Genomic DNA, 12,258 nt, shown 5'->3' with positions numbered 1-12,258 from the left:
TCGGCCGATCCTGCGGTCGAAGCCTGACGCGGGCAAGTTCGATCCCGACCTCAACCGGGAAAATTCTGGCGGATTGCGACGGCGAAAGCTTCGGCCAGGGCCGGATTCGCCTCGGGGTCATAGTGGATCCCGTCGATGGGCGAGACCCGGACCACCGCGCCCGCGTCGAGGAACGGCACATCCAGCCGCGTCGCCGCCGCCCGGATCTCGGCCGCAAGGGCCTGCGACTTCGCCGCCCCCCCGGCGAACATGCCGGCAAGGCAGCCGACCTCCACGATCGGCGGCGGCGCCACCAGCAGCACGCCCGGAGCCCCCCGCCCCGGCCCCGCCTCCGAGGCGCGGATCACCCGCACCAGCCGCTCCAGCGACAGGGCGATGTCGCTTGCGGTGACCGAGAACCGCGCCTTCAGGTCATTGGTCCCCAGCATCAGAAGGACCACATCCACCGGCCGGTGGCTTTCCAGGATCGCGGGCAGCACGGTCAGCCCGTTGCGATGCGCCCCCTCGACCGGGTCGTCATGCAGCGTGGTGCGGCCCGGGTGCCCCTCGGCGATCACCTCCCAACCGGGCAGAAGCTTCGCCAGCCGCCCCGGCCAGCGGTCGTCGCGCGGGAAACGGCCCGAGACCCCAAGCCCCTGCATCGGCATCGTGCCATGGGTGTTGCTGTCGCCGTACAGCAGTAACGTGCGCATCCGGTGCCTCCCTTGCATCCGCGCACAGGATGCACCGGCGCCCGCGCGGACTGAAGGCGGATTTCTAGACCGGCACGTTCAGCGTGTGCTTGACCCGCTTCAACGTGAAGCTGGTGTTGATCGACTGCACATTGGGCAACTCGACCAGCGCGTTCTTCACCGTCGCCTCGTAGTCGCGCACGCTGGTCGCCACGACCTGCAGCACATAGTCGTATTCGCCGCTCAGCGAATGGCACTGCATGACCTCGGGCACCTTGACCACTGCCTCCTCGAAGGCGCGCAGGCGGTCGCGCTGGTGGTGCGAGATCTTGACGAAGCACAGGACCAGGATCTCGAACCCGACCGCCTCGGGGTCGACGACAAAGCGCCTAGGGCTGATCGCCCCCTCGTCCTGCAACCGCTTGAGCCGCCGCCAGCAGGGCGAATGGCTGAGGCCGGTGACCTCGCCCAGTTCGCGCAGGGTCAGTTCGGGCCTATCCTGCAGGGCACGCAGGATGCGGCGGTCGGGTTCGTCCAGCTGCATCTTTCCTCCTGAAGCGACAGGCAGGTGGAAACCTGCCCGGCAGAACACCATATTGCCCTGAGGACGCAAGGAACAGGTACGGTGTTCCAAAGTTGCCGACAAGAAGGTCGACAATAGAGACCTTGTCCCTCCGGCCGGTTCTAGGGTGTTGCCACAGGGGTCCGGGAGAAAGGACGCGCGCATGGCCATCTCGCTTGACGACAAATACGCGGCCGAGGCGGGTTCGGTCTTCATGACCGGGACGCAGGCCCTGGTCCGCCTGCCGATGACGCAGATGCGCCGCGACCGGGCGGCGGGGCTGGACACCGGCTGTTTCATCTCAGGCTATCGCGGCTCTCCGCTGGGCGGCTATGACCAGCAGCTGGTCAAGGCGCGGAAGTTCCTGGACCGGCATGGGGTGGTGTTCCAGCCGGGCCTGAACGAGGACCTGGCCGCCACGGCGGTCTGGGGCAGCCAGCAGGTGCATCTGTCGAAGGGCGCGCGCAAGGACGGGGTCCTGGGCATCTGGTATGGCAAGGGTCCGGGCGTGGATCGCTCGGGCGATGTGTTCAAGCACGCGAACGCGGCGGGCACCGCCCCGCATGGCGGCGTGCTGGCGATCGCCGGGGATGACCACACCTGCAAGTCCAGCTCGATCCCGCACCAGTCGGACCATGCCTTCATCTCGGCGCTGATGCCGATGCTCTACCCCTCGTCGATCCATGAGTTCCTGGAGATGGGCCTGCTGGGCATCGCCATGTCGCGCTATTCGGGCTGCTGGGTCGGCTTCAAGGTGATCTCGGAGACGGTCGAGATTTCCTCGGTGGTGGATCTGGCGCAGGAGGCGCGGCAATTCGTGCTGCCCGCGGATTTCGAGCTGCCGCCCGGCGGCCTCGGATTGCGCTGGCCCGATCCGCCGCTGGTGCAGGACGAACGGTTGCAAGAGCACAAGGGCTATGCCGCCATCGCCTTCGCCCGCGCCAACGGAGTGGACCGGCTGATCACCACTCACGGCCGCGACCGTTTCGGGATCGTGGCCTCGGGCAAGGCCTATGAGGACGTGCGGCAGGCGCTGGCGGAGCTTGGCCTTGGCGCGGCGGAGCAGGCGGTGATCGGACTGCGGCTTTACAAGGTGCGGATGCCCTGGCCGCTGGAGCCCGAGGGCATCCGCGCCTTCTCGCAGGGGCTGGAGGAGGTGCTGGTCGTCGAGGAACGCCGCGAGATCATCGAGAACCAGATCAAGCAGGAGCTGTTCAACTGGCGCAGCGACGTCCGCCCCCGGATCGTCGGCAAGTTCGACGAGAAGGACCAGCCGTTCCTCAGCCTGTCCGCCGGGCTGACGGTGGCGCGGGTGGCGGGCGCCATCGCCGAGCGGCTGTTGCGGCTGGACCTGCCCGAAAGCCTTGCTGCCCATCTGCGCAGCCGGGCCGAGGCGCTGCACCGGGCCGAGGCGCGGGCCGCCGACCATGTGCCCCCCGTCCTGCGCGTGCCCTATTACTGCGCGGGCTGCCCGCACAACACCTCGACCCGCGTGCCGGAGGGATCGACGGCCATGGCGGGGATCGGCTGCCATTACATGGCGATCTGGATGGACCGCCGGACCGAGACCCTGTCGCAGATGGGCGGCGAGGGCGTGCCCTGGATCGCGATCCGCCATTTCACCGACGAAAAGCACCGTTTCGTCAATCTGGGCGACGGCACCTATTTCCACTCGGGCCATCTGGCGATCCGCCAGTCGGTCGCGGCGGGGGCCAATGTCACCTACAAGATCCTGTTCAACGACGCCGTCGCCATGACCGGCGGCCAGCCGATCGACGGCGTGCTGACGCCCGAGCAGATCACCCACCTGGTCCACAACGAGCGGGTGGCCCGCGTCATCCTGATGTCGGACAGGCCCGAGGCCTATCGCGCCGCCGACCTGGCCAAGGGCACCGAGGTCCGCCATCGCGACGAGATCGACGCGGTGATGCTGGAACTGCGCGAGGTGCCGGGCGTGACGGTCATCGTCTACGAGCAGACCTGCGCCGCCGAAAAGCGCCGCCGCCGCAAGCGCGGTGAGATGGCGGACCCGGCCATGCGGCTCTGGATCAACCCGGCGGTCTGCGAGGGCTGCGGCGATTGTTCCGAGACCTCGAACTGCGTGGCGGTCGAGCCTTTGGAGACCGACCTCGGCCGCAAGCGCAGGATCAACCAGTCGGCCTGCAACAAGGATTATTCCTGTCTCAAGGGCTTCTGCCCCTCTTTCGTCACCGTCCGGGGCGGGGCCTTGCGCAAGGCGCGGCCGCAGGCGGGGGCGGATGTCTCCTCGCTGCCCGAGCCGGTCCTGCCGAAGATCGAACGCGCCTGGAACCTGGCGCTGGCGGGGGTGGGCGGCACCGGCGTCCTGACGATCAGCGCGATCCTGGGCATGGCGGCGCATGTCGACGGCAAGATCCCGATGGTGCTGGACATGGCCGGCCTTGCGCAGAAGGGCGGCGCGGTGATGAGCAACGTCCGCATCTCGCGCCCCGACCGGCCCATCGCCGCGCCCCGGATCGCGGCGGGCTCGGCCGATCTGCTGCTGGCGGCGGATTCGGTGGTGGCGGCGTCGAAGGACAGCATCCTTCTTTGCGATCCGGCCCGGACCGAGGTGGTGCTGAACACCCGCATCACCCCGGTTTCGGACTTCATCCGCCACCGGGATTTCGACTTCAAGGAGGCGCAGGTCGAGGCCTCGGTCGCGCGCGCGGCCCGGTCGTCGCGGAATTTCCTGAACTTCTCGGCGCTGGCGCGGGCGCTGACCGGCGACGAGATCGGCGCGAACCTGATGATGGTCGGCTATGCCTGGCAACTCGGCCTCATCCCGCTGGCGCGCGACTCGATCCTGCAGGCCATCGCGCTGAACGGCACGGCGGTGCAGTCCACCACCGATGCCTTCAACTGGGGCCGACTGCTTGCCCATGATCCCGCGCGCATCATGGCCCTCGCCGGTGAGGCGGGCGCGCCCGAACCGCCCGCCCTTGCCGTGCTGATCGACCGCCGCGCGGCGCATCTGCGCGCCTATCAGGACGCGGCCCTTGCCGACCGCTACCGCGCCCGGCTGGAGCGGATCGGCAGGGCCGCGGACCGGATCGGGGCCGGCGCGCTGACCCGCACCGCCGCCGAGACCTATGCCAAGGTCCTGGCCTACAAGGACGAATACGAAGTCGCGCGGCTTTACTCCGACCCCGCCTTCCGCGCCGGGCTCGAGGCCGAGTTCGAAGGCCCCTACCGTATCGCCCTGAACCTCGCCCCGCCGATCCTGCCGGGCAAGGCCGCCGACGGCCGCCCGCGCAAGCGCGAGTTCGGGCCCTGGATCCTGCCGGTCCTCGGCCTCCTCGCCCGGCTGAAACGCCTGCGCGGCACCTGGGCCGATCCCTTCGGCCATACCGCCGACCGCCGGATGGAACGCCGGCTGATCGCGCTTTACGAGGCCGACCTTGACCTGGCCGAACGGGTGCTTTCGCCCGAAACCCTGCCGCTCCTGCATGAGCTTCTTACCCTGCCGCAGGAGATTCGGGGCTATGGTCCGGTCAAGGAGGCGGCCTTCGCCCGGCAGATGGAACGGCGCGAGGCGCTGCGGGCGGCGCTGCAGGAAACAAGACCGCTGGCAACGGCGGCGGAATAGGGGGACGGAATGTTTCTGGGTTCGATGGGTTTCGATCTGGGCGAGGATGTCGAGGCGCTGCGCGGGATGGTCCACCGCTGGGCGCAGGAAAGGCTCAGGCCGATGGCGGCGGAGATCGACCGGCGGAACGCCTTCCCGGCGGAGCTTTGGCCCGAGATGGGCGCGCTTGGCCTTCTCGGCATCACCGTGCCCGAGGAACATGGCGGCGCGGGGATGGGCTACCTCGCCCATGTCGTCGCGGTCGAGGAGATCGCCCGCGCCTCGGCCTCGGTCTCGCTGAGCTATGGCGCGCATTCCAACCTCTGCGTTAACCAGATCGCCCTGAACGGGACCGAGGCGCAGAAGCGGACATACCTGCCCGGCCTGATCGCGGGCACCCGGGTCGGCGCCTTGGCCATGTCCGAGGCGGGGGCCGGGTCGGATGTGGTGTCGATGACGCTGCGCGCCGAGAAGCGGGGCGACCACTACATCCTCAACGGCACGAAATACTGGATCACCAACGGCCCGGACGCCGATGTGCTGGTGGTCTATGCCAAGACCGACCCGCAGGCGGGATCGAAGGGCATCACCGCCTTTCTTGTCGAACGGACCATGCCGGGTTTCCGCACCTCGCCGCATTTCGACAAGCTGGGGATGCGGGGCTCGAACACCGGCGAGCTGATCTTCGAGAATGTCGCCGTCCCCGCCGGGAACCTGCTGGGGGCCGAGGGCAAGGGCGTGCGCGTGCTGATGTCGGGGCTGGATTACGAGCGCGTGGTGCTGTCCGGCATCGGCACCGGCATCATGGCCGCCTGCCTGGACGAGATCATGCCCTATATGGTCACCCGCAAGCAGTTCGGGCAAAGCATCGGGCAGTTCCAGCTGATGCAGGGCAAGATCGCCGACATCTACACTAGGCTCAACTCGGCCCGGGCCTATGTCTACGCCGTCGCCCGCGCCTGCGACCGGGGCCGCGTGACCCGCGCCGATGCGGCGGCCTGCGTGCTTTACGCCTCGGAGATGGCGATGCAGGTGGCGCATCAGGCGGTGCAGGCGATGGGCGGCGCGGGCTTTCTGAACGACGCAGCCGTCGCCCGCATCTTCCGCGACGCCAAGCTGATGGAGATCGGCGCGGGCACCTCCGAGATCCGCCGCATGCTGATCGGACGCGAGCTGATGGGGGCGATGGGGGCATGACGATCCTGACCTCGGCCGTATCGCCGCGCAGCGAGGCGTTCCGCGCCAATCGAGCGGCCAACCTTGCCGCGCTGGAGGTCGTGACGGCCGCCGCCACGCTGGCCCTTGCCAGTGGCGGCGAACAGGCCCGCGACCGGCACCGCAGCCGGGGCAAGCTGCTGCCGCGCGAACGCATCGACCGGCTGCTCGACCCCGGCTCGCCCTTCCTGGAGATCGGCATCTTCGCCGCGCAGGGGCTTTACGACGGCGCCAGCCCTTCGGCCGGGCTGATCGCCGGGATCGGCCGGGTCGAGGGGCAGGAGGTGATGATCCTTGCCAATGACGCCACGGTGAAGGGCGGCACCTATTTCCCGATGACGGTGAAAAAGCACCTGCGCGCGCAGGAGATCGCGGCCGAGAACCGCCTGCCCTGCGTCTATCTGGTGGATTCCGGCGGCGCGAACCTGCCGAACCAGGACGAGGTCTTTCCCGACCGCGACCATTTCGGCCGCATCTTCTTCAACCAGGCCAACATGTCGGCGCAGGGCATCGCGCAGATCGCGGTGGTCATGGGCTCCTGCACCGCGGGCGGGGCCTATGTGCCGGCGATGTCGGATGTGACGATCATCGTGAAGGACCAGGGGACGATCTTCCTCGCCGGCCCGCCGCTGGTGCGCGCCGCGACCGGAGAGGTCGTCAGCGCCGAGGAACTTGGCGGCGGCGACGTGCATACGCGGCTGTCCGGCGTGGCCGACCTTCTGGCCGAGGACGACGCCCATGCCCTTGCGCTGGCCCGCCGCGCGGTGGCGAACCTGAACCGCGAGAAGCGACCGGCTGTCGCCCTGCAAGCCCCCGAGGACCCGGCCTTCGACCCCGAAGACATCCTCGGCCTTGTCCCGCCCGGCCTGAAAACCCCCTGGGACATCCGCGAGTTGATCGCCCGCATCGTCGACGGCTCACGCTATGACGAGTTCAAGCCGCGCTATGGCACCACCATCACCTGCGGTTTCGCGCATGTGATGGGCATCCCGGTCGGAATCATCGGCAACAACGGGGTGATCTTCTCGGAAAGCGCGCTGAAGGCCGCGCATTTCGTGGAGCTGTGTTCGCAGCGCGGCATCCCGCTGGTGTTCCTGCAGAACATCTCGGGCTTCATGGTGGGCAAGACCGCCGAGAACCGGGGCATCGCCAAGGATGGCGCAAAGCTGGTCACCGCCGTGGCCACGACGCAGGTGCCGAAGATCACGCTGATCGTCGGCGGCTCGTTCGGGGCGGGCAATTACGGCATGTGCGGCCGCGCCTACGGGCCGCGCTTTCTCTGGACCTGGCCGAACAGCCGGATCTCGGTCATGGGCGGCGAGCAGGCGGCAGGCGTCCTTGCCACCGTCCGCCGCGACGGGATCGAACGGCAGGGCGGCACCTGGTCACCCGAGGCGGAGGCGGAGTTCAAGCGCCCGACGCTGGAAATGTTCGAGCGCCAGTCGCATCCGCTCTACGCCTCGGCCCGGCTGTGGGACGACGGGATCATCGACCCGCGCCGGACGCGTCAGGTGCTGGCGCTGTCGCTGTCCGCCACGCTGAACGCCCCGATCCCGCCGACGCGCTTTGGCCTGTTCCGCATGTGAGGCCCGAATGTTCCGCAAGATCCTGATCGCCAACCGGGGCGAGATCGCCGCCCGCGTCATCACCACCGCCCGCCGCCTGGGGCTGGCTACGGTGGCCGTCCATTCCGACGCCGATGCCGGCGCGCTGCATGTCGCGCTGGCCGACGAGGCGGTGCGGATCGGTCCCGCCCCGGTGGCGGAAAGCTACCTGCGCGGCGAGGCGATCATCGCGGCCGCGCTGAAGACCGGCGCAGAGGCGATCCATCCCGGCTATGGCTTCCTGTCGGAGAACCCCGGATTCGTGGCCGAGGTGGAAGCGGCGGGCCTCGTCTTCATCGGCCCGCCTGCGCAGGCGATCCGCGCCATGGGCCTGAAGGATGCCGCCAAGGCATTGATGCAATCGGCCGGGGTGCCGGTGGTGCCCGGCTATCATGGCGAGACCCGCGATCCCGCCTTCCTGGCCGGGCAGGCCGCCGCCCTCGGCTATCCGGTCCTGATCAAGGCCCGCGCCGGCGGCGGCGGCAAGGGGATGCGGCTGGTGGAACACCCGGCCGATTTCGCCGCAGCCCTGCAGGGCGCGGAACGCGAGGCGCAGGCCAGCTTCGGCGACCCGGCCTGCCTGATCGAGAAATACGTCACCCGCCCCCGCCATATCGAGATCCAGGTCTTCGCCGATGCCCATGGCAATGCGGTGCATCTGTTCGAGCGCGATTGCTCGCTCCAGCGCCGGCACCAGAAGGTGATCGAGGAGGCCCCCGCCCCCGGCATGACCGATGCCGTCCGCGCCGCCATGGGCCGCGCCGCGGTCCAGGCCGCCCGCGCCATCGGCTATCGCGGCGCCGGGACGGTGGAATTCATCGCCGACGGCTCCGGCCCGCTGCGCGAGGACGGCTTCTGGTTCATGGAGATGAACACCCGGCTTCAGGTCGAACACCCGGTCTCCGAGGCGATCACCGGGCTGGATTTCGTCGAGCTGCAACTGCGCGTCGCCTCGGGCGAGGCGCTGCCCTTCCGGCAGGAGGAGCTGGCGATCGACGGCCATGCCTTCGAGGCCCGGCTTTACGCCGAGGATGCGGAAAGGGGCTTCCTGCCCGCGACCGGACGGCTGACGCATCTCTCCTTCCCGCCCGCTGCTGCCTTTGCCCCCGGCCCGGTGCGGATCGACGCGGGCGTGCGCGAGGGCGATGAGGTCTCGCCCTGGTATGACCCGATGCTCGCCAAGATCATCGTCCACGGGCCCGACCGCGCCTCGGCGCTGGCCCGGCTGGCCACCGTGCTTGACGAATGCCGGATCGCCGGATCGACCACCAATGTCGAGTTCCTGGCCGCGCTGGCCCGGCATCCCGACTTTCGCGCGGGCGCGGTCGATACCGGCCTGATCGCGCGGGAACTGGAGGGCCTGACCGCCCGCCCGCCCCTGCCGCCCGAGGCCCCCGCCCTTGCGGCGCTGGCGGTGCTGGACCTGCTCTCCGCCCCGGCCGATCCCGACCCCTGGCGCAGCCTGACCGGCTGGCGCGGCTGGGGCGCGGCGGAAAGCCATGTCGCGCTGGCCCATGGCGGAGAGCGGCTCGACCTCAGGCTGCGCCACCTCGGGCCGGGAGAGTTCACCGCCTCCAGCCCGCTGGGCGAGACGGCGCTGAAGGTCATCGACCATCGGTCGGGCGCTGTCCGCTTCCTGTCCGGGGGCGTGCAGCGGACGGCGCATGCGGTGGCCTGTCCCGGCCGCGTTTCGCTGTTCCTCGACGGCGTGAAGCACGATTTCTCGGTGCCGGACCCGCTGCTTGGCGGCACGCACGACCATGACGGCGGCGATGCGATCATCGCGCCGATGCCGGGCCTTGTCGGCCCGCTGCGCACCAGGGCCGGCGAGCGCGTCCGGAAGGGCGAGCCGCTCCTCCTTCTGGAAGCGATGAAGATGGAGCATGTCCTGGCCGCCCCCCGCGACGGGGTGGTGGCCGAGGTCCTGGTCGCGGAAGGTGATCAGGTCGGCGACGGCACGGTCCTGCTACGGATGGAGCCCGGGGATGCCTGACCACGTCACCCTCTACGAGGTCGGCCCCCGCGACGGGTTGCAGAACGAGGCCCGGCAGATCGCAACCGCCGACAAGATCCGCCTGGTCGACCTGCTGTCGGACTGCGGTTTCAGCCATATCGAGGTGACCAGTTTCGTCAGCCCGAAATGGGTCCCGCAGCTGGCCGACGCGGCCGAGGTCATGGCCGGGATCACGCGCCGGCCCGGCGTGCGCTATGCCGCGCTGGTGCCCAACCTCCAGGGCCTGGAACGCGCCCTCGCCGCCGGGGCGGACGAGGTTGCGGTCTTCGCCTCGGCTTCGGAAGGGTTCTCGCGGCGCAACATCAATTGCTCCATCGCCGAAAGCCTGGACCGCTTCCGCCCGGTGCTGGCCCGGGCGGCGGAAAAGGCGATCCCGGTCCGGGGCTATGTCTCCTGCGTCACGGATTGCCCCTATGACGGCCCGGTCGCGCCCGGGGCGGTGGCCGATCTGGCCGCGGCTCTGGCGGCGATGGGCTGCCACCGGATCAGCCTGGGCGACACCCTGGGCGCGGGCACGCCCGAAACCATCGGCCGGATGCTGAAGGCGGTGCTGGACCGCCTGCCCGCCGACCGCCTTGCCGGGCACTATCACGACACGCGGGGCCTGGCGGTGCAGAACATCGCGACCAGCCTCGACCTTGGGCTGCGGGTCTTCGACACCTCGGCCGGCGGCCTTGGCGGCTGCCCCTATGCGCCCGGCGCGAAAGGCAATGTCGCAACCGAGACGGTGGCCGCCTTCCTGCAGTCCCAAGGCCTTGCCACCGGCCTTGATCCCGACCGGCTGGCCGCAGCCGCCGGCTTTGCCCGCAGCCTGAGGAGCGCGCCATGACCTGGCAGACCCTGGACGTCACCACCGATCCGCGCGGCGTGGTCCGGCTGGTCCTGAACATACCCGAGCGGCGCAATGTCCTGTCCCCCGCCATGATCGCCGAACTGACCGAATTCGCCTCCACCGTCGGGCAGGACCCCGCGACGCGGGCCATCGTTCTGTCCGGCGCGGGCCCCGTCTTCTGCGCGGGCGGCGACCTTGCCTGGATGAAGGCCCAGGTCGAGGCCGACCGGGCGCAGAGGATCCGCGAGGCTGGGAAACTGGCCGGGATGCTGCAGGCGCTGAACACGATCCCCGCGCCGCTGATCGGCAGGCTGCACGGCGGGGCCTATGGCGGGGGCCTCGGCCTCGCCTGCGTCTGCGACGTGGCTCTCGCGGCGCGGGGCACCGGCTTCTGCTTTTCCGAAACCCGCCTCGGCCTGATCCCCGCGACCATCGGTCCCTATGTCCTGGCCCGGATCGGCGAGGGCCGCGCCCGCCGCGTCTTCATGTCGGCCCGCGCCTTCGACGCGGACGAGGCGGAACGGCTGGGTCTCATCGCCCGCGCGGTGGAACCGGACGCGCTTGACGCCGCCATCGAGGCCGAGGTCGCGCCCTATCTTGCCGCCGCCCCCGCCGCCGTCGCCGCCGCAAAGCGGCTGGCCCGCGCGCTTGGCCCGCGGATCGACGCGGCGGTGATCGAGGACAGCATCCGCCGCCTCGCCGACATCTGGGAAGGCGAGGAGGCCCGTCTCGGCATCGCGGCCTTCCTGGACCGCAGACCCCCGCCCTGGAGCCGCCGGGACTAACCCTGCGGCGTCATCGCCTTTCTTTGCCGCGCCCGCTCCAGCCCCAGCCTGCGCTCGCGCCAGATGATCAGGATTCCGGCCGTCACGATCAGCGCCGCGCCGGCCAGCATCGGCAGGGTCGGCACCTCGGCAAAGACGAAATAGCCGATTCCCAGCGCGAACAGCATCGAGGCATAATCGAAGGGCGCCACCAGCGAGGCATCGGCCTCGCGGTAGCTCGAGGTCAGGAGGATCTGCCCCACTCCGCCCAGAAGCCCCGCCGTGACCAGCAGCGCGGCCTCGGCGGGCGTGGGCCAGACCCAGCCGAAGGGCAGCGTGACCAGCGACAGAAGCGTCGCGGTCAGCGAGAAGTAGAAGACGATGGCCGCCGTCACCTCGGTCTGCACCAGGCGGCGGACGAAGACCTGCGCCAGCGCGGCAAAGACCGCGCCGCCCAGGACCAGCATCGCGCCCAGGGTCTCGGCGATGCCGGCGCTGCCGGGGTCGATGGACAGGCGCGGGGCCAGCACGATCAGCACCCCGACCATGCCCAGGATGACCGCCGAGACGCGGAAGGCCCGCACCTCCTCGCCCAGGAACATCGCCGCGAAGATCACCGTCAGCAGCGGCGCGGCATAGCCGATGGCGGTGACCTCGGGCAGCGGCAGATAGCCCAGGCCCGCGAAGCCCAGCCCCATCGCCATGGTGCCCACCACCCCGCGCCAGAGATGCCCCATCGGATTGGCCGTCTTCAGCCCCGTCCCCAACTCGCGTTGAAAGGCAAGCCATGCGACGATCACCGGGATCGCAAAGAAGGACCGGAAGAACACCGCCTGCCCCGCGGGCACATGCTGCGCCGTCGCCTTGATCAGCGAGGACATCACGATGAACACCAGGACAGAGGCGAGCTTGAAGGCAATGCCGCGCAGGGGGCGCATGGAAAGGTCCGTTTCGGTCACGGCCACTGGACGCCGCATCGGCTTTCAGGTTCCCTGATCGGAAAGGAGAAT

Annotated in this window: 9 protein-coding genes; 6 read left to right on the top strand and 3 right to left on the bottom strand. The window is 69.7% G+C overall.

All coding sequences use genetic code 11. From position 1 onward, the window contains the following. Positions 1–50: 50 nt before the first annotated feature. Together ACE3UA_RS10315 and ACE3UA_RS10310 are read right to left on the bottom strand one after the other, a co-directional pair. Positions 51–692 carry an SGNH/GDSL hydrolase family protein gene (locus tag ACE3UA_RS10315; RefSeq protein ID WP_374644768.1) on the bottom strand — a complete coding sequence of 214 codons (642 nt, stop codon included), beginning with the start codon at positions 690–692 and terminating at the stop codon, positions 51–53. 64 nt (positions 693–756) lie between these two features. Beyond that, on the bottom strand, positions 757–1,215 hold the full coding sequence (locus tag ACE3UA_RS10310) for an Lrp/AsnC family transcriptional regulator (RefSeq protein ID WP_374644766.1): 459 nt from the start codon (positions 1,213–1,215) through the stop codon (positions 757–759). A gap of 145 nt (positions 1,216–1,360) precedes the next feature. Between ACE3UA_RS10310 and ACE3UA_RS10305 the strand changes: the two genes are divergently transcribed. The 6 genes from ACE3UA_RS10305 to ACE3UA_RS10280 are packed head-to-tail and all read left to right on the top strand — an operon-like array spanning position 1,361 to position 11,269. Continuing rightward, positions 1,361–4,840, top strand: coding sequence for an indolepyruvate ferredoxin oxidoreductase family protein (locus ACE3UA_RS10305; RefSeq protein WP_374644764.1), 3,480 nt, complete (start codon positions 1,361–1,363; stop codon positions 4,838–4,840). Between the two features lie 9 nt (positions 4,841–4,849). Next, on the top strand, positions 4,850–6,016 hold the full coding sequence (locus tag ACE3UA_RS10300) for an acyl-CoA dehydrogenase family protein (RefSeq protein ID WP_374644762.1): 1,167 nt from the start codon (positions 4,850–4,852) through the stop codon (positions 6,014–6,016). Further along, on the top strand, positions 6,013–7,620 hold the full coding sequence (locus ACE3UA_RS10295; RefSeq protein WP_374644760.1) for a carboxyl transferase domain-containing protein: 1,608 nt from the start codon (positions 6,013–6,015) through the stop codon (positions 7,618–7,620). The genes ACE3UA_RS10300 and ACE3UA_RS10295 overlap by 4 nt, the downstream gene beginning before the upstream one ends. 7 nt (positions 7,621–7,627) lie before the next feature. Then, positions 7,628–9,631 (top strand): biotin carboxylase N-terminal domain-containing protein, encoded by a 2,004-nt coding sequence (locus tag ACE3UA_RS10290; RefSeq protein WP_374644758.1) that lies wholly within the window; start codon positions 7,628–7,630, stop codon positions 9,629–9,631. Continuing rightward, complete coding sequence (locus ACE3UA_RS10285) at positions 9,624–10,481, top strand: hydroxymethylglutaryl-CoA lyase (RefSeq protein ID WP_374644756.1); 858 nt, start codon at positions 9,624–9,626, stop codon at positions 10,479–10,481. The genes ACE3UA_RS10290 and ACE3UA_RS10285 overlap by 8 nt, the downstream gene beginning before the upstream one ends. Next, positions 10,478–11,269, top strand: coding sequence for a crotonase/enoyl-CoA hydratase family protein (locus ACE3UA_RS10280; protein WP_374644754.1), 792 nt, complete (start codon positions 10,478–10,480; stop codon positions 11,267–11,269). Before ACE3UA_RS10285 ends, ACE3UA_RS10280 begins: the two co-directional genes overlap by 4 nt. Here the strand turns inward: ACE3UA_RS10280 and ACE3UA_RS10275 are convergent. Beyond that, positions 11,266–12,186 carry a DMT family transporter gene (locus ACE3UA_RS10275; RefSeq protein WP_374644752.1) on the bottom strand — a complete coding sequence of 307 codons (921 nt, stop codon included), beginning with the start codon at positions 12,184–12,186 and terminating at the stop codon, positions 11,266–11,268. The two genes, ACE3UA_RS10280 and ACE3UA_RS10275, sit on opposite strands and share 4 nt — an antisense overlap. Positions 12,187–12,258 lie beyond the last annotated feature (72 nt).

It is taken from the genome of Tabrizicola sp. (genome assembly GCF_041919135.1).
In the GTDB taxonomy this organism is placed as follows: Bacteria; Pseudomonadota; Alphaproteobacteria; order Rhodobacterales; family Rhodobacteraceae; genus Tabrizicola.
Note: the sequence above shows the minus strand (reverse complement) of the source record. Positions and strands in the feature narration are given on the sequence as shown.

What these genes read in the sequence shown, in the direction of transcription:
- ACE3UA_RS10315 (WP_374644768.1), bottom strand. Translation starts at nt 692, where the DNA reads ATGCGCACGTTACTGCTGTACGGCGACAGCAACACCCATGGCACGATG.
- ACE3UA_RS10310 (WP_374644766.1), bottom strand. Translation starts at nt 1,215, where the DNA reads ATGCAGCTGGACGAACCCGACCGCCGCATCCTGCGTGCCCTGCAGGAT.
- ACE3UA_RS10300 (WP_374644762.1), top strand. Translation starts at nt 4,850, where the DNA reads ATGTTTCTGGGTTCGATGGGTTTCGATCTGGGCGAGGATGTCGAGGCG.
- ACE3UA_RS10295 (WP_374644760.1), top strand. Translation starts at nt 6,013, where the DNA reads ATGACGATCCTGACCTCGGCCGTATCGCCGCGCAGCGAGGCGTTCCGC.
- ACE3UA_RS10290 (WP_374644758.1), top strand. Translation starts at nt 7,628, where the DNA reads ATGTTCCGCAAGATCCTGATCGCCAACCGGGGCGAGATCGCCGCCCGC.
- ACE3UA_RS10285 (WP_374644756.1), top strand. Translation starts at nt 9,624, where the DNA reads ATGCCTGACCACGTCACCCTCTACGAGGTCGGCCCCCGCGACGGGTTG.
- ACE3UA_RS10280 (WP_374644754.1), top strand. Translation starts at nt 10,478, where the DNA reads ATGACCTGGCAGACCCTGGACGTCACCACCGATCCGCGCGGCGTGGTC.
- ACE3UA_RS10275 (WP_374644752.1), bottom strand. Translation starts at nt 12,186, where the DNA reads ATGCGCCCCCTGCGCGGCATTGCCTTCAAGCTCGCCTCTGTCCTGGTG.